Source organism: Carnobacterium iners, from assembly GCF_900177385.1.
Classification (GTDB): domain Bacteria; phylum Bacillota; class Bacilli; order Lactobacillales; family Carnobacteriaceae; genus Carnobacterium_A; species Carnobacterium_A iners.
The window spans coordinates 2,447,352-2,469,666 of record NZ_FXBJ01000002.1 but is presented as its reverse complement, the minus strand read 5'-3'; the positions used below and the strand labels follow the sequence as shown (position 1 = coordinate 2,469,666).

16 protein-coding genes, 1 pseudogene and 1 riboswitch are annotated in these 22,315 nt (G+C 34.2%); of the genes and pseudogenes, 11 read left to right on the top strand and 6 right to left on the bottom strand.

The features are described 5' to 3' along the window. The first annotated feature begins 92 nt into the window (after positions 1–92). A complete protein-coding gene (locus B9Y54_RS11790) occupies positions 93–515 on the top strand; it encodes a DUF948 domain-containing protein (RefSeq protein WP_085560425.1) in 423 nt (140 codons plus the stop codon). A 48-nt stretch (positions 516–563) separates the two neighbouring features. Beyond that, positions 564–1,115 (top strand): YtxH domain-containing protein, encoded by a 552-nt coding sequence (locus B9Y54_RS11785; protein ID WP_085560424.1) that lies wholly within the window; start codon positions 564–566, stop codon positions 1,113–1,115. Between the two features lie 293 nt (positions 1,116–1,408). Here B9Y54_RS11785 and B9Y54_RS11780 read toward each other — a convergent pair whose 3' ends face one another. Then, entirely contained in the window at positions 1,409–2,509 is a 1,101-nt protein-coding gene (locus B9Y54_RS11780; protein WP_085560423.1) for a M24 family metallopeptidase, read from the bottom strand. Positions 2,510–2,734: 225 nt separating this feature from the next. Here B9Y54_RS11780 and ccpA point away from each other — a divergent pair, with 225 nt between their 5' ends. Beyond that, positions 2,735–3,739 (top strand): catabolite control protein A, encoded by a 1,005-nt coding sequence (gene ccpA / locus B9Y54_RS11775; protein WP_085560422.1) that lies wholly within the window; start codon positions 2,735–2,737, stop codon positions 3,737–3,739. 63 nt (positions 3,740–3,802) lie between these two features. On the opposite strand, the gene B9Y54_RS11770 is transcribed toward ccpA, so the two are convergent. Continuing rightward, positions 3,803–6,670: a transglycosylase domain-containing protein gene (locus B9Y54_RS11770; RefSeq protein ID WP_085560421.1), complete on the bottom strand. Its 2,868-nt coding sequence runs from the start codon at positions 6,668–6,670 to the stop codon at positions 3,803–3,805. A 551-nt stretch (positions 6,671–7,221) separates the two neighbouring features. On the opposite strand from B9Y54_RS11770, the gene B9Y54_RS11765 reads away from it, so the two are divergent. Genes B9Y54_RS11765 through B9Y54_RS11755 form a run of 3 tightly spaced genes read left to right on the top strand, consistent with a single transcriptional unit; the run spans position 7,222 to position 9,935 of the window. Then, positions 7,222–8,202, top strand: coding sequence for an ABC transporter substrate-binding protein (locus B9Y54_RS11765; RefSeq protein WP_085560420.1), 981 nt, complete (start codon positions 7,222–7,224; stop codon positions 8,200–8,202). A 28-nt stretch (positions 8,203–8,230) separates the two neighbouring features. After that, positions 8,231–9,115, top strand: coding sequence for an ABC transporter permease (locus B9Y54_RS11760; protein WP_085560419.1), 885 nt, complete (start codon positions 8,231–8,233; stop codon positions 9,113–9,115). A gap of 16 nt (positions 9,116–9,131) precedes the next feature. Next, positions 9,132–9,935 carry an ABC transporter ATP-binding protein gene (locus tag B9Y54_RS11755; protein ID WP_085560418.1) on the top strand — a complete coding sequence of 268 codons (804 nt, stop codon included), beginning with the start codon at positions 9,132–9,134 and terminating at the stop codon, positions 9,933–9,935. Positions 9,936–9,990: 55 nt separating this feature from the next. On the opposite strand, the gene trhO is transcribed toward B9Y54_RS11755, so the two are convergent. Further along, positions 9,991–10,959, bottom strand: a complete 969-nt coding sequence (gene trhO, locus B9Y54_RS11750; RefSeq protein WP_085560417.1) for an oxygen-dependent tRNA uridine(34) hydroxylase TrhO — start codon at positions 10,957–10,959, stop codon at positions 9,991–9,993. Positions 10,960–11,283: 324 nt separating this feature from the next. Between trhO and B9Y54_RS11745 the strand changes: the two genes are divergently transcribed. Continuing rightward, a complete protein-coding gene (locus tag B9Y54_RS11745) occupies positions 11,284–12,705 on the top strand; it encodes a C40 family peptidase (RefSeq protein WP_085560416.1) in 1,422 nt (473 codons plus the stop codon). A gap of 73 nt (positions 12,706–12,778) precedes the next feature. On the opposite strand, the gene B9Y54_RS11740 is transcribed toward B9Y54_RS11745, so the two are convergent. Both B9Y54_RS11740 and B9Y54_RS11735 read right to left on the bottom strand, forming a co-directional pair. After that, positions 12,779–14,590, bottom strand: a complete 1,812-nt coding sequence (locus B9Y54_RS11740) for a M3 family oligoendopeptidase (RefSeq protein WP_085560415.1) — start codon at positions 14,588–14,590, stop codon at positions 12,779–12,781. Positions 14,591–14,824: 234 nt separating this feature from the next. Then, on the bottom strand, positions 14,825–16,234 hold the full coding sequence (locus B9Y54_RS11735; RefSeq protein WP_085560165.1) for an ISLre2 family transposase: 1,410 nt from the start codon (positions 16,232–16,234) through the stop codon (positions 14,825–14,827). Between the two features lie 213 nt (positions 16,235–16,447). Further along, positions 16,448–16,613, top strand: a riboswitch (M-box (ykoK) riboswitch). Positions 16,614–16,933: 320 nt separating this feature from the next. On the opposite strand from B9Y54_RS11735, the gene B9Y54_RS12370 reads away from it, so the two are divergent. Next, the gene (locus tag B9Y54_RS12370; protein WP_159446089.1) at positions 16,934–17,086 is read left to right on the top strand and encodes a hypothetical protein; all 153 of its coding nucleotides are present in this window, start codon (positions 16,934–16,936) and stop codon (positions 17,084–17,086) included. A gap of 846 nt (positions 17,087–17,932) precedes the next feature. Further along, positions 17,933–19,306: a magnesium transporter gene (gene mgtE / locus B9Y54_RS11730; protein WP_085560414.1), complete on the top strand. Its 1,374-nt coding sequence runs from the start codon at positions 17,933–17,935 to the stop codon at positions 19,304–19,306. A gap of 245 nt (positions 19,307–19,551) precedes the next feature. On the opposite strand, the gene B9Y54_RS11725 is transcribed toward mgtE, so the two are convergent. Continuing rightward, entirely contained in the window at positions 19,552–20,658 is a 1,107-nt protein-coding gene (locus B9Y54_RS11725) for an IS4 family transposase (protein ID WP_085558865.1), read from the bottom strand. A 188-nt stretch (positions 20,659–20,846) separates the two neighbouring features. On the opposite strand from B9Y54_RS11725, the gene B9Y54_RS11720 reads away from it, so the two are divergent. Both B9Y54_RS11720 and B9Y54_RS11715 read left to right on the top strand, forming a co-directional pair. Beyond that, positions 20,847–21,374, top strand: coding sequence for a VanZ family protein (locus tag B9Y54_RS11720; protein WP_085560413.1), 528 nt, complete (start codon positions 20,847–20,849; stop codon positions 21,372–21,374). A gap of 123 nt (positions 21,375–21,497) precedes the next feature. After that, positions 21,498–22,219, top strand: a pseudogene (locus B9Y54_RS11715) (YebC/PmpR family DNA-binding transcriptional regulator). Positions 22,220–22,315 lie beyond the last annotated feature (96 nt).

Here is a 22,315-nt window from a genome sequence, read left to right as displayed (position 1 = left end):
TTACAAAAAGACGATTGTTTTTTATCTTTGCTACTTGTAGTATAATACGAATTTAAGTAAGGGTAACTAAATGAAGGAAGTGAGGAATTAATATGACAGGTGGAGAAATAGCAGCTTTGATAGCTGCGATAGCATTTGCGGCATTAGTCGTCTTTTTAATTGTGGTATTATTAAAAATCTCAAAAGTAATTGAAGAAGTTTCAAAAACTGTAAAAGAAGCAAATACTAGTATTGAAGTAATAACTAAAGATGCTGATAAGTTGTTAATTGAAGTTGAAGGTCTGTTGAATAAAACAAATACAACGCTTGATGATGTAAATGGAAAATTAAATAAGACGGATCCAGTATTCCAAGCAATTGGTGATTTGGGAGTATCTGTATCCAGTTTAAATTCGTCAACACGTAATTTAGCTGAACACGTTTCTGGTACAACTAAGAAAACAGTTAAAGCAGGAATGGTAACAAAAGTTGGTAAGACAGCTTTAAATCTAAAAAGAAAACGAAAATCAAACTAAATTAGTTTAGAATAAAAATAAATTAATTCAAAAAAGGGGAAATTAATTATGGCTAAAAAAAATGGATTTTTATTAGGTACGTTTATTGGAGCAGCAACAGCTAGTATCGCAGCACTATTATTTGCACCAAAATCTGGTAAAGAATTGCGGGATGATTTAGCTAAGCAAGCTTCAAATGCTAAAGATACAGCAAAAGACTATTCAGAAATTGCAAAAGAAAAAGGAACAGAAATCAAAAATGTTACTAAAAATGCATCAGAAGATATAAAAATCAGCTTAAAAGATACAGCGTCTCAAATGAAAGAGCAATTAACTCAAACTTCTAAAGAAGTAGGAGCGGATTTAAAAGACATTCAAGAAGACTTAATGATCAATGCGGATAAAGTTAAATCTGATTTAGCAGAAACAGCAGTTGAAACAAAAGAAAAAGTTTCATCTACTGTTGATGGTACTAAAGAAAATGTTGAAAATACTTCAGAAGATTTATCAAATATTGCTAAAGATGCATCAGAAGATGTTAAACAAACAGCTAAAGATGCGTCCGATGACGTTAAAGAAAAAGCGGAAGAAGCTGGAACTGAAAAAAAAAAGCTGGATTAAGAACAGGTATAAGATTAGATTCAGACTTATTAAAAAGAGAAATTGAAAAAAACATAACCGATTATAGTACAGATCAAACGACTTTTTTTGATAGCAAAAAGTAATCCACCATTTAAGAATAAGTAAGAGGGTTCCATACATCAATTTCTGATGAGTGGAACCCTTTTTTATTTCAGTAGACAGATTGCTCAAAAGCTAGAACCTTTTTCTAGCATATCTGCCCATTGTTACTGCTATAAAGATAAGATCTAGTTTATTTCTTGTTCTGTTAGGATTTTTATCCTAATTATTTTTTAACCAATTGATTTAAAAGTTGTAGGCGTCTTTGTAAAAAGTTCGCAACCATTCTTTGTAACATACAGGCAGTCTTCAATTCTAACGCCTACAATGCCTGGAATATAAATACCAGGTTCTATTGAAAAACACATTCCTTCTTTAATTATTAACTCGCTATCTTTCATAATAGAAGGAAACTCATGAACGCTACTACCTAATCCATGTCCAAGACGGTGAGTGAAATACTCTCCGTATCCCTCTTTTGTGATAATATTTCGCGCAATTTCATCTAGCTGTCCAGCAGTTACACCGGGTTTTACCGCTGCAATAGCAGCTTGATGAGCTCTAAGCACAATAGAGTATACCTTTTCAGCTTCCTTAGAAGGGTTACCAAAAATAGCCATCCTTGTAACATCACTAGTGTATCCATTATGAACTACGCCTAAATCAAAGAGAATCATATCATCTTTTTTTACTTTTCTTGCACCTGGAACACCATGTGGACTTGCGGCATGATCACCGGTCAGGACCATCGTTTCAAAACTCATTTCTTTCATTCCTTGTTTCTTTAATTGAAATTCAATTTCAGCAACGATTTCTTCCTCAGAGATTCCTTCTTTAATACTGTTAAAACCTATTTCTAAAGCTTTATCTGCCCACTCACCAGCTTCAATCATTTTTTTAATTTCGCTTGAATCTTTAATTAACTTCATTTCTTGTATTTTTTCGGATATATTTTTAAATAGTGAATTTTTGAAAAAATGACAAAGTTTTTCGTAGCGTTCGACAGTTAAAAAAGCTTTTTCTATTGCAAAATGACCTGTGCTAGTCGTTGCTGATTGTATTTTTTCGGATAAGATAGACCAAGGATTTTCGTTGTCTAGATAACCGTAAACAGAAAATGGCCACTCACTATTTTGAGCATCTTTAATTTCTAAAGAAGGTGTAAAGAGAAATGGGTCAGCAAATGGAAAAATAACGAGAGCTAATATCCTTTCGTGAGGCTCACTTTTAAACCCACTATAGTAAGCAATGTTTTCTGGATCATTTAATAAAATACAATCTATCTTACTTTCTATTAACCATTTTTTTAAAGAAGTCAGTTTTTTATTTGTCATCGTTTATTCCCAACTTTCTATTATGTTTTCAACTTAACTAATTGTATCATTAGAAAAAAAAAATAAAAGTAAAGAAGCAAAATAGAAAAAAGAACTTTATGAAAACATAAAATGAAATTTTCATGAAAACATAATTAAAACGCTTGCATTATTTGTGAAAGTTTGATAGATTGTATTAGAATAATACAATCTATCAAACAAACAAAATTAAAGGAGATAATATATATGGAAAAACAAACGATTACCATTTATGATGTCGCGAGAGAAGCGAATGTATCAATGGCAACTGTATCTAGAGTTGTCAACGGAAACCCAAATGTAAAGCCAACTACTCGTAAAAAAGTACTAGAAGTTATTGACCGTTTAGATTATAGACCTAATGCTATTGCTCGTGGCTTAGCTAGTAAAAAGACAACGACAGTAGGTGTAATCATACCTGATGTCACAAATTTATATTTTTCATCGCTAGCAAGAGGAATTGACGATATTGCTACAATGTACAAATACAATATTATTTTAGCTAATTCAGATCAAAATGATCAAAAAGAAGTAAATGTGTTAAATACTTTATTAGCAAAACAAGTAGATGGATTGATCTATATGGGACACAAAATTACAGATGAACTACGTGCTGAATTCTCAAGATCAAAAATCCCAGTAGTCTTAGCAGGTACGGTTGATCCTGATAACCAAGTAGGAAGTGTGAATATTGATTATGAGGGAGCAACTGAAGAAGCTATTGCTGAATTATTAGCTAAAGGTCATGAACGTATTGCCTTTGTTTCTGGGTCTCAAAAAGATGAACCTATTAATAGTGTTTATCGTATGAAAGGATATAAAAAAGCTTTCTCGGATGCGGGAGTTGCTTTTGATGAGAGTTTAATTTTTGAAACAGACTACACTTTCTCAGCGGGAGAAGAAATTTTTTCTAAATTAGCTGAAGCGAGTGCAACAGCGGCTTTCGTCGGTGATGATGAGTTAGCAGTAGGTGTTTTAAATGGTGCTTTAGATTCAAACCTTCGCATACCGGAAGAATTCGAAATTATTACGGCAAATAATTCAAAATTAACTGAAATGGTTCGCCCTAAATTGAGTACAGTTACTCAACCATTATACGATATTGGCGCTGTTTCTATGCGTTTATTAACAAAATTAATGAATAAAGAAGAAGTGGATGAAAAAACTATTATTTTACCTCATCATATTGCAAATCGAGGAACTTCAAAATAAAGTAAAAACCCGATTAAAAGAGTTGGTTCTCTTTTAATCGGGTTTTTTCATTCTCTTATATTATTATTCGGAGTCAGCTTTCTTTTTAGCCTCAGCATCAGCTTTTTCTTTTGCATCGGCCTCAGCTTTCTTTTTCGCTTCAGCATCCGCCTTTGTTTTTGCATCGGCCTCAGCTTTCTTTTTCGCTTCAGCGTCAATCTTAGCTTTCTCTGCTTTTTCTTTAGCCTCTGCAGTAGCTATTTCACCCCAAAAATCTTTCAGGTCTTTTTCATTTGCTCCAATAGCAAAATTATACGTAGCCGCTTTTGGAAGGTATTTACTATTAAATAATTCAGTTACTGTTTCTCCAGAAACAACGATTTCTTTTTCGTTGCCTAATGTTACTTTACCGGCTTTAGTACCTGTTTTTTCATTTACAGTTGAAGAAACAATCCCTCCTGGCTGTTGGAAAGACTGACCAGATCCGATAATAGATGAGTTAGCGTTATTGATGGCATTAGCAAGCTGAGCCCAATAAGCACGATTTCGCCTTCCAGAATTACCTGGACCAGAATATTTGTCTAAATAGTTTTCTTCAACAGAGTTATCATAACCAATCCAAGAACTTAAGGTAACTTTAGGTGTGCTAGCAATAAACCAAATATCTTTTTCATTTTCAGAGGTCCCTGTTTTACCAGCTAAATCAGTGCTGAAATTTAATTGGCTTTTTACGTCGGTAGCAGTACCAGCATCTAAAACATCTCGTAACATATCAATAGTTAGATAGGCTGTTTGAGGAGTAAAGACTGGATTAGATTTCGTTTCATGCTTGTAAAGTACTTCACCAGTTGAACTTTCAATTGATTCAATCATATAGTTTTCAGTATGTGTTCCGCTATTAGCTAGAGTGGCGAATGCGGTAGTTTGTTCTAATACAGAAGCTCCACCTTCAGTACCACCGATAGCTAAGGAAATATTTTTATATTCTTCTTCTGCAATTGAATCTGTTCCTATCCCCATTTTTTGGAGATATTTTCCTGGAACAAATGATTTTTGCATTTCCATATAGATTCTTGATATGACGATGTTGCTAGATATAGCTAAACCTTTTCGAGCACTAATCCATGTGCCAGGTGCTCTGCCACCAGCATTTGTAATTTCATGTGTACCCGTAACGCCATCAGGAACGATTAATTCTGTTTGTGGAACAATCGTTGCTGGGGTAATCGTACCATTTTCAAGAGCGGGTGCAATGACTAAAATAGGTTTGATAGTAGAACCAGGCGATCGATTCGTATCAAATGCATGATTCACTTGGGAAATATTAAAATCGACACCACCAACAAATGAAAGAATTGCACCAGTAGCATTATTTAGTAATACACTACCATTTTGAACGGGTTCAATGATTGTCGTTACCTCGTTGGTATCAGGATTTGTCCAATTTATTTCTTTTTTATAACCAAGATTGCTAGCATTGCTAACTACGACATTTTGCATAGCATCATAGACATCCTTATCAATAGTGGTATGAATCTGATAGCCATCCATACGTATTTTTTGGTCTGCTTTATCATAGTATTCATTGTATAGGCTTTTGTCAGCTGCTAAGTCAGCAGCTGTTAATTTATCCTTTATATAAAGTTGTTCAATTAAAACCTTACGCGCTTCTTTTTCAACAGCATTATAGATATAAGAATTATTTTGTTTAGTCGCAGAATCTTGTTGAATAAAGTCAGCAGTTAAATCATAGATTTTTGCTGCATCGTATTCTTTTTTGTTAATATACCCTTCGCGGTACGTTCTGAATAAGACTTCATTCTTTCTAGCAAAACCTGTTGATAAATCTTCTTTAATTTCTCCATTTTGAGTATACGGACTATAAACGATTGGGTTTTGTGGCAGTCCAGCAATAAAGGCTGCTTGTGGCAGTGTTAATTCTTTTGAGTCAACACCGAAAATACCGTAAGAAGCTTCATAGAGTCCAGCAATATTTTCGCCGTGGTTATTTCTTCCAAAAGGAGAAACATTTAAATAAGATTCTAGAATTTCTTCTTTAGAAAAAAAGTTTTCAAGTCGATAAGCAAGTAAAATTTCATTTGCTTTACGTTTAAATGAAACCTCGTTCGTCAGAATTTGTTGTTTAACTAATTGCTGAGTTAACGTAGAACCACCAGAAACAGAACTTGAGCCAGTAACCTCTTGAAATAGGGCACGGGCAATAGCTTTAGGTACAACACCATGATGCTCATAAAAATATTCATCCTCGGTTGCTATAATAGCTTTCTGGACTAAATCAGACATATCTTTCAAAGGCATAGTCGTTCTTTTTAAATCAGTCCTTAAATCACTAATCAGCTCACCGCCTGCGTAATAAACGGAAGAAGTTGTTTCTACATCTTTTAAATCAGCATTCATTTCTTTATAAGTGGGCGGTTTATCTTCAGAAACGAGATAAGCAAAGTAGCCTAATCCCGTTCCACCTGCGAATGCAACACCAATTAGAATAAAAATAACTAGCGCAATAAAGAGGTTTTTAATAACGGTGTACGTAACATTAAAACCGAATAAGAAAGATGGATAACGATCTGAAAAAGTCGTTTCTTTATCAGTATGATGATTGCTATTATTGCTGTTTTTCTTAGCAAACTTATTTTTAATAATTTTTCCTTGCACAACAAGCCATATTTTTACAGCTAATAAAATACCAATAAATTTATCCTCAAGTTTTTTAGGATTGGCGGTTGATTTTTTTGAATCTAGAGCAGTGTGGTCAGACGAGACAGATTCTATTCTATCCGATTGTTTATTTTGCTCTTTTCTATTCGCTTTATTTTTTCTAACCTCTTTAAAAGAAGAATATTTTTCATTCAGATCTTTTTTTACTTTTGTAAAAAAGACTTTAATTTTTGTTAGAAAAAGTGGAATAGTATTTTTTTTTGGTTCTTTCAAATAATTTCACCTCAAATTCATAGTGTTGTTCAAAGTTACTCTGTTAATTATATCAAAAAGTCAGAAAAAAACCTAACTTTTGAATAAAAGTATCTTTAAAATAAGCTGAAGTGTTTTGAAGCATCCTTTAAAATGAGTTTAAGATGATAAGATTATTAAATAAATCTAATAAAAGGATTGACAATCTTTTGTATTTTTTCTATACTAAAGTTATCAAAAAAATAGATTGTGAGGGAATCGATATGAACTGTCTGCCAAAAAACACAACACAACTGAATAATTATTTCTTTAGTTATTTTAGAAGTTGTTTGTAGACAGGTCGTACTTGGATGCAAACAGGAAACAGTGATGTTTGTATCTATGATGGCTAAGGCATTTTGTATTGAGCTGAATGCGTCACATAGATGAAAGTTAAATCTAAGTGGTGCAAGAAACCTATTTTATCTTTTTTAAAATAACAAGTAACACCCACTTAGATTGTACGTTTATCTAAGTGGGTGTTTTTAGTTTCTGAACGAATGATTTGATAAAAGAACTAGGGGGAAAAGATAATGAAGAAAAACAAACGATTATGGAAAACAGGACTAGGATTAATGATGGCAGGAATAGTATTAGTAGGTTGTGGTACTAGTAACGAAGCAGATAGCGGAAAAGACGAGGGTATAAACGTTGGAGTCTTACAATATATGGAGCATGAGTCCTTGTCGTTAGCACGTCAAGGTTTCCTAAGTGAGTTTGAAGAAGCAGGCTATATTGAAGGTGAAAATCTGACGGTTGATTACCAAAATGCTCAAGGAGATCAAGCAAACTTACAAAGTATGAGTGAGCGTTTAGCTGGTAAAAATGATGTTGTCCTAGCTATTGCAACACCAGCAGCCCAATCCTTAGCAAACGTAACGGAAGAGGATCCAATATTATTCACAGCAGTAACAGACCCAGTTGATGCTGGACTTGTCGAAAGCATGGAAAAGCCAAATAAAAATCTAACAGGAACAAGTGACATCGTTCCGATTGAAGAACAAATTGCTTTACTATTATCGATAGCTTCTGAGGCTAAAACAGTAGGAATTATTTACAATTCAAGTGAGCCAAATTCAAAGATCCAAGCAGATATGGCTGAAAAAGCGATTAAGGATAAAGGTGTAGCCGTAAAAATTTTAACGGTAACTTCGACGAATGACGTCCAACAAGTGATGACAACATTAGCTCAAGAAGTTGACGCTGTTTACATCCCAACAGACAATACGCTAGCTAGTACAATGCCTACTGTTGGAGAAATCGCAATGGAATACAAATTGCCTGTTATTCCTGGTTCAGCAGAAATGGTGCAAGCCGGAGCTCTAGCAACTTACGGAATAAACTACTCAGACTTAGGGCGCCAAACAGCAAAAATGGCATTAGAAATTATTAAAGATGGCAAGAAAACTTCTAATATGAAAGTTGAAACATCAAATAATTTAGAGTTAGTTATTAATGAAGAAATGGCTAAAGCATTAGGAATTGATCCTGCAAGTATCGTCATACCAGAATAAAAAGTAAAGAAGAGGAGTTATCTATACTATGAGTATTATCTTATCAAGTATCTCACAAGGATTGTTGTGGTCAATTATGGCCATAGGTGTCTATTTGACTTTTCGAATATTAGATATTGCTGATTTAACAGCGGAAGGAAGTTTTCCACTAGGTGCAGCGGTATGTGCGAGTCTAATTGTTGCAGGACTTTCACCGCTTTTAGCAACTTTTATTGCAATGTTTTGCGGCATGTTAGCCGGAGCCATTTCTGGCTTACTGCATACAAAACTTAAAATACCAGCATTATTAACAGGTATTTTAACTATGACAGGACTTTATTCAATTAATTTAAGAATTATGGGAAAAGCAAATGTTACTTTATTAGGCAAAGAAACACTCATGCGGACAGTTCAATCATACGGCTTAACTAGTCGTATGTCTGTTTTGATTGTTGGATTGTTTGCAAGTTTATTGGTTATCTTTCTTTTATATTTATTTTTTAATACAGAAACAGGCTTAGCCATTCGTTCAACGGGAGATAACGAAGCCATGAGTGAAGCAAATGGAATCAATACTAATGCAATGAAAATTATTGGCTACATGCTGAGTAACGGATTAATTGCTTTATCTGGAGCACTGATTGCTCAAAATAATAGCTATGCTGATATTGGAATGGGCATTGGCACAATCGTTATTGGTCTTGCATCCGTTATTATTGGAGAAGTTCTTTTCCGTCAATTATCTTTTGCTAAGCGGTTATTAACAATTGTTATTGGTTCAATTGTTTATCGCCTAATTATTGACTTAGTTTTACAACTAGGTATTGATCCACAAGATATTAAACTATTCTCTGCACTTATTTTAGCTATTGCTCTTTCTACTCCACTAATAAAAAAGAAAACTAAAGTAAAATTGAAAAATACTACAAAGTAAAGGAGAATTAAATGATATGACAGCTATTTTACAAGTAAAAGATATCCATAAGAGTTTTGAAATTGGAACAGTTAATGAAAATCATGTTCTAAAAGGTCTAACTCTAACTATTGAAAAAGGGGAATTTGTTACAATTATTGGTGGCAATGGTGCTGGGAAATCAACTTTATTAAATAGTATTGCAGGTAGCTTTCTTGTAGATTCGGGAAGTATTCATTTAGCGGGTGAAGATGTAACGCGCCAAAAAACAGCTGAAAGAGCAAAACATATAGGACGTGTTTTTCAAGATCCTAAGATGGGAACAGCTACTCGTTTAAGTATAGAAGAAAACTTAGCAGTTGCTTACAAACGTGGTGGAAAAAGGGGACTATCCCTTGGTGTAAAAGATAAGCAACGAGTAGAATTTCGTGAAAGACTAAAACAATTAGACTTAAATTTAGAAAGTCGCTTAAAGATGGAAGTTGGATTATTGTCTGGTGGACAACGTCAAGCTTTGACTTTATTAATGGCTGCTTTACAGTCTCCAAAATTACTCTTACTTGATGAACACACAGCTGCGCTAGATCCAAAAACAAGTAAAATGGTGTTAGAATTGACAAATAAAATAGTCAAGGAAGAGCAATTAACGGCGATGATGATTACTCATAATATGGAAAATGCAATTGAATACGGAAATCGCTTAATTATGCTCTACAATGGGCAAATAGCAGTAGATGTGAGAGGAAAAGAAAAACAACAAATGACTGTTCCAGATTTGTTGGAGCTGTTTCATAAAAATAGTGGCAATCGTGTTAGTGACGACGCATTAATTTTAGGATGAAAAAAGATTAGGACTCTGTACGGTCCTAATCTTTTTACTTATCTATTCAACTTTTTTACAAGGCAGTTGCTGGTAATTTTTCACCAATAGCAGCTAAACGTTCACTAACTTCATCTTGATTTAATTGATTATTTTTAACGTAAATATTCTTTGGAGCAATACGACACTCATGAGAACATCCTTTTAGATATTTATATTCGTTTTCTTCAGAAATTAAAATTTTACGATTACACTTGGGATTTGCACAGTTAACATAGCGTTCGCAAGGCGAACCGTCAAACCAATCGCGTCCGACAATAACATGCTCTTTTTGGTTTATGGGAACACTGATACGAGTATCAAATACATACATTTGTCCGTCCCATAGTTCACCTTGAACCTCAGGATCTTTACCATAAGTAGCAATTCCGCCATGTAATTGCCCTACGTCTTCAAAGCCTTCTTTAAGAAGCCAACCAGAAAATTTTTCGCAACGAATTCCACCGGTACAATAAGTAACGATGCGTTTATCCATAAATTTTTCTTTGTTTTCACGAATCCATTGGGGAAGCTCACGAAAAGTTCGGATTTCCGGGCGAACAGCGCCTCTAAAATGACCCAAATCGTATTCGTAGTTATTTCTAGCATCGATGACAATGGTATTCTCATCTAAGATAGCTTTGTGGAATTCTTCAGGTTCTAAATAAGTACCAGTAAGTTCATTTGGATTAATATCATCTTCAAGGCTTAAAGTAACCAATTCCTGACGATAGCGAACGTGCATTTTTTTAAAAGCAGAGATATTCTCTTCATCGATTTTAAAAATTATATCAGCAAAACGCTTGTCAGCATGCATTGTATCCATATAGAGTTGAGTTTGTTCATATGTTCCAGAAATCGTACCGTTTATGCCTTCTGTAGCAACTAAAATTCTGCCTTTTAAACCAATTTTCCTACAAAAAGTCAAATGTTCAGTTGTAAACTGCTCAGGTTTTTCGATGGTAACGTATTGATAATAAAGTAATACGCGGTAATCTTTAGACATTATAAACCCTCCTAAAATATGTAAAAATAGTATAGTATAAATAGATGAGCTATCTGACATTACATTATACACTAATTTATCTTATGAAAGCAAGGAATACAGAAATAACGGTTATTATTTTTTGAGTAATGTGATTTATTAAAGAAAACTCCGCTTCCTAATCCTATTATTTCTAATCTGTTATTATTTGATAGCTAACTGTAACCTAAAAGTAATCTTTAAGAAGATTCTTCGTGTTATAATTGCCGTAGTGAAGTGCCAAAGTCATCTCATACAAAGATAAATGAGAATATAACAGAAATAAATTTTTGGAGGAGAAAACCAGTGAAAAAAAATTTACTTTCAATTGTGATTCTAGGAACAATAACTTTTAGTTCTCTTATTTTACCTATAACAGCTGATGCAGAAACTTACACTGACAAAATAGAAGATGCCAAACAAACAGAAAATTTAAATCAAAACAAAATAGATGCAGCTGATCAAAAAATAAATGGTTTATCAGCAGAAAAAAACAATACACAAATACAATTAGAAACGATAAATAAGACAATCAGTATTAATAAAGAAAAATCCCAAAAATTAGTTGGCGAAATTGAAAAATCTCAAGATGAGATGGTAACTTTAAAGATTGATATTGAGTCACTGGAGAAAAAAATTGAAAAACGTAATGAACAATTAGACAAACAAGCACGAACTGTTCAAACGAATGGGGATACACAAAACTACATAGAATTCGTTATTGAAGCTGAATCTTTAGTAGATGTTATTGGTCGTGTAGATGTTATCAATCAAATGGTAACAGCTAACAAAACTCTTGTAGAAGAACAAGTACAAGATCAAAAGTTAGTCGTCAAAAAGAAAGTAGAAACAGAACAAACGATTGTACAACAAAATGCATTGGCAGCTCAATTAGAAAATACACAGAGCTCATTTGAAAAGCAATTATTAGAAAAGGAAGTAGTCGTATCACAACTTGCTTCAGAAATGTCGCTGGTTCAAGAAGATAAAGATGCTTTCCTAATACAAAAAGTAGCGGCAGAACAGGCTGTATTAGATTATACAACAGCTCAAGCGGATGTAGAAAAAGCTGTCCGAGTTGCTTTTGAGCAGCAAAAAGAAGAGGAAACTAGAGTTTCAATTGAAGTTATTATGACTGAAACAGTTGTAACTGCTGAACAGAATACCGCAGCAGAAGCACAAACTTCTTCTCGGTCTAGTTCTTCAAATCAAGAATCAAATGCAATAGAGTCTGTAACTCAACCTTCTGTTAACGAAGTCGCGTCAACACCAGCACCAACACCAGTACAAGTTAAAAAGCCAACACCAGTACAAGTTAAAAAGCCAGCACCAACTCTAGCTCCTTCAACTGGCGGAACATCTCTTGGTTCAATGCAATCAGCAATAGACCGTTCTTTAGCGTCAGTGACAAAGAAAAAATATCTTTGGGGTGGAGATACACTTGAGGGTGGCTTTGACTGTTCGGGATTTACCCAGTATGTTTTAAGATCTGCAGGAGTTTCTATTCCACGAGTTGCATCTGTGCAATATAGTGATTCTAAGAAAGTGTCTAGTCCAAAAGCAGGAGACTTAGTATTCTTTTCAATCGGTGGTGGAACAGTAGATCACGTTGGAATTGTAACAGGCGGAGGCGGTTTTGTCGGTTCACAAAGTAGTACCGGAGTAGCGTATACATCTTACACTTCTGGTTATTGGGCTAATAGAGTGGTTGGATTTGGACGTTATTAAATAATAATTTAATAGAAGTTAAAAAGGAGCAGTTGAATTAATTTTATTAATCCAGCTGCTTCTTTTTTATAAGTTAATCCAGATATTCATCAGTAAGTTCTAAGAAAGATTGAATTTCTTTTTCCATCACTTCAATACCAGCTACCCAAAAGTCTTGTTTTGCTAAATCAACATGTAAATGTTTTTTAGCTAAGTCTTCTGTAGACATCGAAGCTGTATCTTTTAGTAAAGCAATGTAGCGGTCTTCAAAACCATTGCTATCTTCTAAATATTGAGCATAAATACCTAAGCTGAAAAGATAACCAAAAGTATATGGGAAATTATAAAAAGGAACATCAGCGATAAAGAAATGTAATTTACTGGCCCAGAAATGAGGATGATAAGAACTTAATGAATCCTTATAGGCTTCTCTTTGAGCTGCATCCATTAGTTCAGATAATTTCGCCTCGGTGACTATTCCATTTTGCCGTTCTGCATAGAAATTAGTCTCAAAGATAAAGCGAGCGTGAATATTTAAGAACATAGCTAGTGAATTTTGAATTTTTGTATCAAGTAGATTTATTTTTTCTTCCTTAGACTGAGCATCTTTTACAGTTGCATCAGCAACAACAATTTCGGCGAATGTACTAGCCGTTTCCGCTACATTCATAGCATATTGTTGATTTAATACAGGTAATTCTTTCATAACATCACTATGAAAGGCATGACCTAATTCGTGTGCTAGTGTGGATACTTCACCAGGTGAGTCAGCGTAAGTCATGAAAATCCGTGACTCTTTACTTTCTGGCAATTCTGCACAATAACCACCCGGTCTTTTACCGTTGCGGTTTTCAGCTTCGATCCAATTTTTTTCAAAAGCAGATTGTGCAAAAGAAGACATTTTAGGGCTAACTTTTTTAAAATTTTCTATAATAAAGTTAGCGCCTTTATTATAAGGGTAAATTTGTGGTTCAGCGTTGCCCACTAGAACAGGTGATTCAATATCTTGCCAGTCTAATTGTTCTTTGCCCATTAATTTAGCTTTACGATTTAGAAAATCAATAAAAGATTGCTTGTGTTCGCTAACGGCTTTCCACATAGCATCAAGTGTTTCCTTATTCATTCGATTATATTCTAAAGGACGTTTTAAAAAATCAGAAACTCCATGAGCTTTATAATTAGCTAATCTAAAACCAGCTAAATGATTCAAAGTATTAGCAAATAATGGAGCTTTCTCGGCCCACGCAGCTTCCCAATTATCAAACAATTGTTTCCTAACGTCTTTATTAGGATCAGAGTTCATTTTATTGTAGGCTTGCCCAGCTGATAGAGTAGAAATCGTGCCATCTGTTTCCTCAAAAGGAATAGTAATTGTTGCCACTAATGTATCATAATGGTCACTCCAAGCCTGGAAACCGTCTATTGAAAGAGTATTAATTAATGCCTCCTCTGACTCGTTTAATAATTCTTTGCCCTGAGTTCTAGTTTCTTGTAAGACGAAGTCAATGGGTTGGAATTCGCTCATTGAGAGTAAAACTGCCCAGTCTTTATCAGTCATAGCAACCATTTTTTTTGTGAGAATTATTTTAATTGTATCGAATGAACTACTTAATGTAAAAATTTTACCAAACAGTATACCGCTGTTTTTGTCTGTCACATCTGCAGATTGAATAGCTTCAACGAAGGTGCGTACTTGTGATAAACCGAAAGTTATTTTTTCTTGATTATCTAAAATAGCTGAAAATCCCTTGAAGTGTGGTTTATCCTTTTCACTATTCCATTTGTCTACTTGACTAGCTAAGACAACTAATTGCTCTTTTATCAAATACAACTTGTTTTGTAATTCAATAGATTCGCTTCCACCTGGGAAAATAGAATCTAAATCCCAATTCATTTTATAAGTCATTCAAAAACTTCCTTTCTATCTCAAAGTAATTCTATTATAGTCTAGTTAGTTAAAATATGAAAACACCTAAGAGGAAATGTTTGTGTCAAGTTTTTCTCGAGCGTCCTATTACCATGCTAGTTTAGACGTTTTATTCTTGTACACTCATCAGCTACCGCACGGCTACGCCGCTTGCTGGCCCATCTTTTGGGAGAAGGTTCCTAAAACCAGGAACCTTCTCCCAAAAGACAGGAATTAACGAAAACTTTTAATTAATTGTCCTATTGCTGATGAACGGGAGGCATATAACGGAATAGTCCCATTTTTTGCCCCGACTGACTGCCGTGTTTTCTCATGCAATAACGACGATAAACGAACCGTTTGGTTTAACTTACGTTGATTTCTCGCACTTCTATTTTGTTGGTGAAGATAGGCTTCACGCAAGGTGTGATTAAACATCCCTTGTTTTACCTTTACCATAGCTTCGCAACCTTCTGCGCTCCAATGCATTCCTCGCTTTTTCATGCGAAAAGAGATACGTCGTTGATTGGACTCCATTGCGCCTAAACCTCTTGCGTCCTTCGGCGCTTGTTCTACTTTTTCGCGCCAATCGAAAATTCGATCCCAATTTCGTACTACATAGGTTCGAAATGTAGTCAGTTTTTCCACTGCAGAAGTTTCATCTAGCGTACTTTCATACGTATCCAACCAAATAGTTAACTGATCTAAATCATGCGTCTTTAATGCTTGTTTGACCTGCTGTTTAAAAATGGTAGTTTTCACGCCAAATGCACGGTTTAACCCTTGAAAAACATGATAAGAGTCTAGCTGATTTAAAACAGGGTAGTTCGATTGAGAAAAAGCTTCTTGGAATTTGTCTGCGGTATACCCTTGTCCGCCGTCACTATTTGTAATGATTTGAGCTTGTTGTAAGGCATAATGATTCGCTGTAAAGGCTTGAATCTCTGCCCAAAAACCAGCGGTTTTTTTAGTCGTCATAATGGCTTTGGGTTCCTTTAAAGAGACGCGTTTCCCATTTTTATTCCAGCCTTCATAAAGGATGGCATGACGAACTTCTAAGCTCTTTTTCTTTTTTGTCCCACGGACAAAAACTCCATCAGCCTCGGCATAAAGATAGTCTACCTTTTTTCCTTCCGGCAACTCAGCTGATTCTTCTAGTTCCAATACGCTCTCTTCATCTTCACGTGCTTGTGCGGATCCAACGCGTTTGAGAAGACTACCGACTGTTTGATGACTAATCGTAACAGCTGTCCATTCATTTAACATATTTGCAGTATCTCTATAAGTAACTTTACTCGCCAACTCTGCCACTTTTACTTCTACTAATGGACTATGGCGTTGATATTTCCGAATACCTAGCCAGTCATCTAGCGGATAATGATTTTGACTCTCTTGATCTATCATCAAGGTACGACAATAACGAACAGACCCAAAAATAAACTGAACGGTTTTCCAATCTTCTCGTTTCACTTTCCAACCTTCCTCTTGTTTCTGCTCTTTGATTACCTGATTGAGATGAGTGAAGACATCTCCTACTAATTCAGCGAATACTTCATACATACAGACTTGAATAGCTTCTTCTGTCTCTATTAAATTGCTTGAATCCTTTATTATTTGGTAAACCTTTGATATAATCTTATTCATAAGAAGGCCTCTTTCATTTATGTATTTGCCGCTCAAGCATACATTTATGATAGAACGTCTTCTTTCTTTTTGCTAGTAAAAAATAATAGTATCTCGAGAACTATTTTACACATACAGAGGAAATAACTCTTATCTATCGGTTAGTTTTTTCAAATCGCTATAGGTTGACAGTTAGAGCTATTCCAGTTAGATTAGATGTGAGGTTAAGAATAACTATGCTTCTGTTAGGTGAGGCTCCTATATGGATATATGCTGCTGCCCAAAAACGTCGAGAGACACCAATGGGTCAACAGAGATGGTCGGATTAAGGCCATATTTAACGTAGCTGATGAATAATCTATGCCATATAGTGCTAAAACTCGACGATGGAGAAAAACTACCCATCTTATTTAGCCTTGTGCTAAATATAATGGCGTTTATTATGTGTATCGCTTATTTATTATAGATAATACGTGCACATACTCTGTCTTTATAAGAGTATGTGTTTTTTTTGTTTTACCACAAAGTCTAATAGGGAAATAAAGGAATCTGATAAAACGATAAGCAATGTGAATGGATTGGAAAATGGAGATAAATAAAAAATCAGATTTAAATAGGTAGTTTCTTAACGGAGAAGTAAGAAACTCAGTCAGGAATTTCATGTGATAATAGAATCTAGCGGCTTTACTTCTTTCATTAATATATGAAGGAGGAAAAAGTTTGTTAAATAAAGAAACAGATCTATATACAAAAAAATCAAAGAACAATCAATTAAAAAAGCTAGGCTATCTGAAAGAGAAAAAGTCCTTTATACTGAACTCAGATGACTCATCCAAGGCCAATAAAAAGGACATAATACATGGAAAAGGATAGAATAAATTCTGCTTTTAATAAATGGTTTTCTTCCATTAAATCAGATTGTTTACCAAGCCCTATTCAAAAAAAATTTGACTTGATAAATACCATAAGCAACTTAGCTTCTTTTTAGCTCTTCAACTTTTTCTTCATAGGAGTATTGACAAAAAAGAAAGTCTCAAAGAGATGGACGCGGGCTTTGTTTTGAAAGAACGTCAAAAAGAAATAGGTATGTCTAGTATCCGTTATTTCCGGCGCTCTAGAACGCCCTGACATCCAGATTTTGTTTAGTAACCTTTCAAGATAAAAAAAGGGGAAACTCTCCAGGTTATTACGAATCGTTTTGACTGCTCCTCTACTGACATTGCAGAAACGTGTAAAGCACGTTAGCAAATAACGCTGTTCTTCAATCCTATTAAACAACATATGACGATTAAAAAGTTTTTTTCGAGAGGTGAAAAAGGGGTTGTCAATCAATTGGTTTTAACCATGATTACTAGCTTATTAACCTATTTGATTAAGTTAAGAACAAAAAATAAATAGTCTGTTTTCCAAATCAAACGATTTTTTCATTGTCTGTTATTTGAACCAGCAGAAGAATGGTTTACCCTTTTGATATCGACTGATATCCTTAAAGGAAGGATATCAGTCGATAATGGACTCAGTTGAATAAGCAAATTTTTCTGAAGTTAGTCATCTTTTGCGCAAGCACTCCCTTTTTTTGCCTTTTTTTAGAAAAATTAAAAATTAGGTCAGTTAAACTATATTTATGCAACACTAGTGATTAATTTTATAAAAATAAAAAAATTCTTTATGCCGTTATAATGACTATAAAAAAATGTGTTTTTTGGGAGGAATGATTTGGTGAAAAAAATGGATGATCAAAAAAATAAGTATTATGAAGAAATATTTAAAGCTACAGAGAAGAATAATCGTAAAAAGTTCAGAGAATTATTCTTAAAGCTTCATATAAATGATCAAGTAGAACTTTTTCATCTTCTTTATCCTGAAAATAGAAAAAAAGTAGAAAGTTTTTTAGAACCAGCAGAATTTGCAGAGCTATTTGAATGGATGGATTCTGCTGATCAAACAGAAGCCTATGAAGCTTTTTCAGCAGAGTATGTTGCGAACTTATTCTATTATATGAAAATAGATAATGTAGTAAGTTTTTTATCTTATCGAGATGAAAAAGAAAGACTAGCTCTTTTAAGCGAGTTAAATTCAGCAGAAAGAAGTAAAGTAGAAGAAATGCTAGCCTATGAACCAGAGACGGCTGGTTCTATCATGACCAAAGGATTTATTAGTGTTTATGTTGAAAATACAGTACAACAAACCGTAAATATGGTACGTACCTTTGCTAAAGAAACAGAAATGGTCTATTATATTTATGTTTTAGATAAAGAAAGTAGATTGACAGGGATTTTGTCTTTGCGTGACATGATTATTCATCCAGAAGATACAATAGTCCAAGATGTTATGCTCACTCAACTAACCTTTGTAAGAGTAAATGATGACCAAGAAGCAGTTGCGCGTATGATTCAAGATTATGATTTATTAGCAGTACCTGTTTTAAATGACGAAGATGTCATGTTAGGAATTGTAACGGTTGATGATGTGATGGATATTTTAGTTGAAGAAACGACAGAAGATTTTAATGAGTTTTCTGCGATTCGAAAGACTAAAAATAAAATGGAAAGAGGAGAAGAAAGTGCTTGGCAAATGGCTCGAGTTAGGATGCCTTGGATTATCATCCTCGTTTTCTTGGGAATGATTAGTGCTTCTTTAATCAACTCTTTTGAAGAAACACTAAGTCAAGTTGTTGTACTTGCGGCTTTTATTCCAGTCATTATGGACTCAGCTGGAAATGTAGGGACACAATCCTTGGCAGTAGCAGTCCGAAATATTTCTATGGGAGGAAAAAGAACGAAAAAAGAATTTTGGGAAAATATATTAAAAGAATTATTAGCCGGAATGATGATAGGGATGACTGCCGGAATCGTTTTGTCACTCGTAGCAGGGATTTTTTATCAAAATCTGATTTTAGCATTTATTATTGCCTTTTCGCTTTTTATAACCTTAAGCTTATCTACTGTAGTAGGTGCTGTCATCCCTTTTCTAATTAACAAACTAAATATTGATCCTGCTATTGCTTCTGGTCCTTTTATTACAACGATTAATGACGCAATGGGTTTGATGATTTATTTTAGTATGGCAACAAAATTACTCCACGTTCTTTAATATACAAGGAGAAATCACGCTAACAGAGTAACTTCTATACGTAGCTAAATTTTTTTAGCAGAAATAACTGTATTTTGATATACTGAATCACTAGTGTTGCATAAACATAGCTTAATTTGACCTCATTTCTTGTTTTTCTGAAAAAAGGCAAAAAAAGGGAGTGCTTACGCAAAAGATGACTATTTCCAGAAAATTTTGCTTATTCAACTGATTCCATTACCAACGGACACCCTTTCTTTAAGGGTCTAAGTCGGTATCAAAAGATTAAACCATTCTTCTGCCGGTTGAAATAACAGATAACGAAAAAATCGTTTGATTTGGAAAACAGACTGTTTACTTTTTGTTTTTAACTTAATCAAATAGGTTAATAAACTGGCAATCATGGCTAAAATCAGCTGATTGACAACCCCTTTTTCACTTCTCGAAAAAAACTTTTTAATCGTCATATGTTGTTTAATATGCTTGAAAAACAGCTCTATTTGCCAACGTGCTTTGTACATTTCTGCAATGTCAGTAGAGGAGCAGTCAAAACGATTGGTAATAAACTGGAGAGTTTTCCCCTTTTTGTCTTGAACGGTTACTAAACGAAATCTGGACGTTAGATGGTTCTGAGCACCTAATGCGACCATTTGGTCGCTGATAACGGACTCACTCTTGAAAGCTACTAATGGTTCTAAAACATGAACTTTTGTATTCTTTTTGATTCTTGTCACAAAGAAGTAGCCCTGCGAGTGCATCGTATCTAATCGTTCAAAATCAAGGTAACCGCGATCAAACACATAAGTCGCTTCAGGTTGATTAACCAATACTTCTAACTGATTTGTATCGTGCTCGACGGCGTTAGTCAGTGTAAATTCATCTGGGTAAAGATGGTCATTATCCATAAAGCAGAGTTTTAAGTGAAGCTTAACTCCTGATTTTGTTTTACGAAAATCAGCCCATTGATAAAGGTTTTGGTTAAGTGAAAACGTCGAAGAATCAATTAGGTAGAGACTATTTCGTTTCGTTACGGGCCTTTTATTTTTAGCCTGACTAACTAGCTGACTAAAAATGGCTAAAAGAATCTCTGAATCTATTTTTGAGAGAGTTCTAGAGAGCTGAGAATAACTGATACTAGTCATACCCATTTCTTTTTGAAGTTCTTTCGAAACAAAAGCCGCATCCATCTCTCTAAGACTTTCTTTTTCGTCATTGATTCCATGAAGAAAAAGTTGAAGAGCTTGGAAGAAACTAAGTTTCTTATGGTATTTATCAAAGTCAACAATCTTTTTTTGAATAGGGCTTGGTAAAAGATTTAGCTTAATGGAAGAAAACCATTTATTAAAAGCAGAATTTGTTTTATACTTATCCATGTGTTAGGTCCTTTTTATTGGTCTTGGATGAGTCATCTGAGTTCAGTATAAAGGACTTTTTTGCATATTGGAATAATATAAACAAATTTGTGAAATACATAATGTTTCATGCAACACTAGTGATACTGAATAAAACGAAATTTTAAAATATTATGGAGTTAAAACGATTTAGGAAAAGGAGTGTGAATATGCGTTCAACAACAAGAGATAATAGTTATATTTTATTAGCACTAGTCATTATGGGTATTCTTTTTTATAGCTCATCTCAACCCTATGAGGAGCAATCTATCACATCTACATTAGATCAATTATTAGCTAAAGAACCTATGAAAAATCTATTAAGTACGATTCAATTTAGTTACGCAGATAGTGAAATAAGTATTTCTACACTGGGTTATAGTAAATTTGTTGAATTTTTTATTCGTAAAGCTGCTCATTTTGTGATTTATTTTCTTTTAGGACTATTTTGGTTTTTAGGATTAAAAAATAAACTAACGAGTACAGCTCTAACAGTGTTTATTTCTTGGTTACTAGCGACCGGGTACGCCGCTATAGATGAATTTCATCAAGGCATTACTCCAAATAGAACACCTTTATTACAAGACATTCAACTAGATAGTATTGGTGCAGCTACAGGGATTATTTTAGCGTTACTATTTTTTACTTTCCACAAGAGAAACCACAAAAAAAGGAATTATAAAAGCAAGAAAAGATAACGGCAATGAAGAGAAAGGTTACTAAGAAAAAACACGTACTAGAAAAGATTGCTCAGACAGTCGTTTTTTGGTAGAATAAACAAGGCTTACTTGCCTAAATAAACAATGAAATGAGGGAGTTGGATGTCAGGACATTCAAAATGGAATAATATCCAAGGACGAAAAAATGCACAAGATTCAAAGCGTGGAAAAATTTTTCAAAAAATATCTAGAGAAATTTATATGGCTGTTAAAAAAGGTGGACCTGACCCGAATATGAACCCTTCATTGCGTATGGTAATGGATAAAGCCAAGTCTAGTAACATGCCGAACGAGAATATTGATCGTGCTATTAAAAAGGTAGTAGTACCGCTGAAAGCGAAAATTATGATGAAGTAACTTATGAGGGTTATGGTCCTAATGGGGTAGCAGTTTTAGTCCACTCTTTAACTGATAACATAAACCGTACAGGAACAAACGTACGAGTTGCTTTCAATAAAAACGGCGGAGCTATTGGCGAAAAAGGTTCTGTTAGCTATATGTTTGAACGCAAAGGCTATATAGCTATCGAACGAGAAGGTTTAGACGTTGATGAAGATACAATGCTTATGAGCGTATTAGAAGCTGGTGGTGAGGAAATGGAAGCCTCAGAGGAAGCTTTTGAAATTTATACTGATCCTTCAGATTTTCCAGAAGTACGTGATTTTTTAGAAAGTGAAGGATATATTTTAGCAAAAGCAGAGGTAACAATGATTCCACAAACAATGGTTGAATTACCTGAAGATAAACAAGGAATTTTTGAGCAAATGCTAGATAAGCTTGAAGACGATGATGATGTTTCGGAAGTTTTTCATAATGCTGAATGATAATAAAATTGAATGTTTTAAGTGATTTATAGTAAAAAGTCACCGTTTAGTTTATCGATTCTGATAAAGAAATGGTGGCTTTTTTTTTATAAAAAA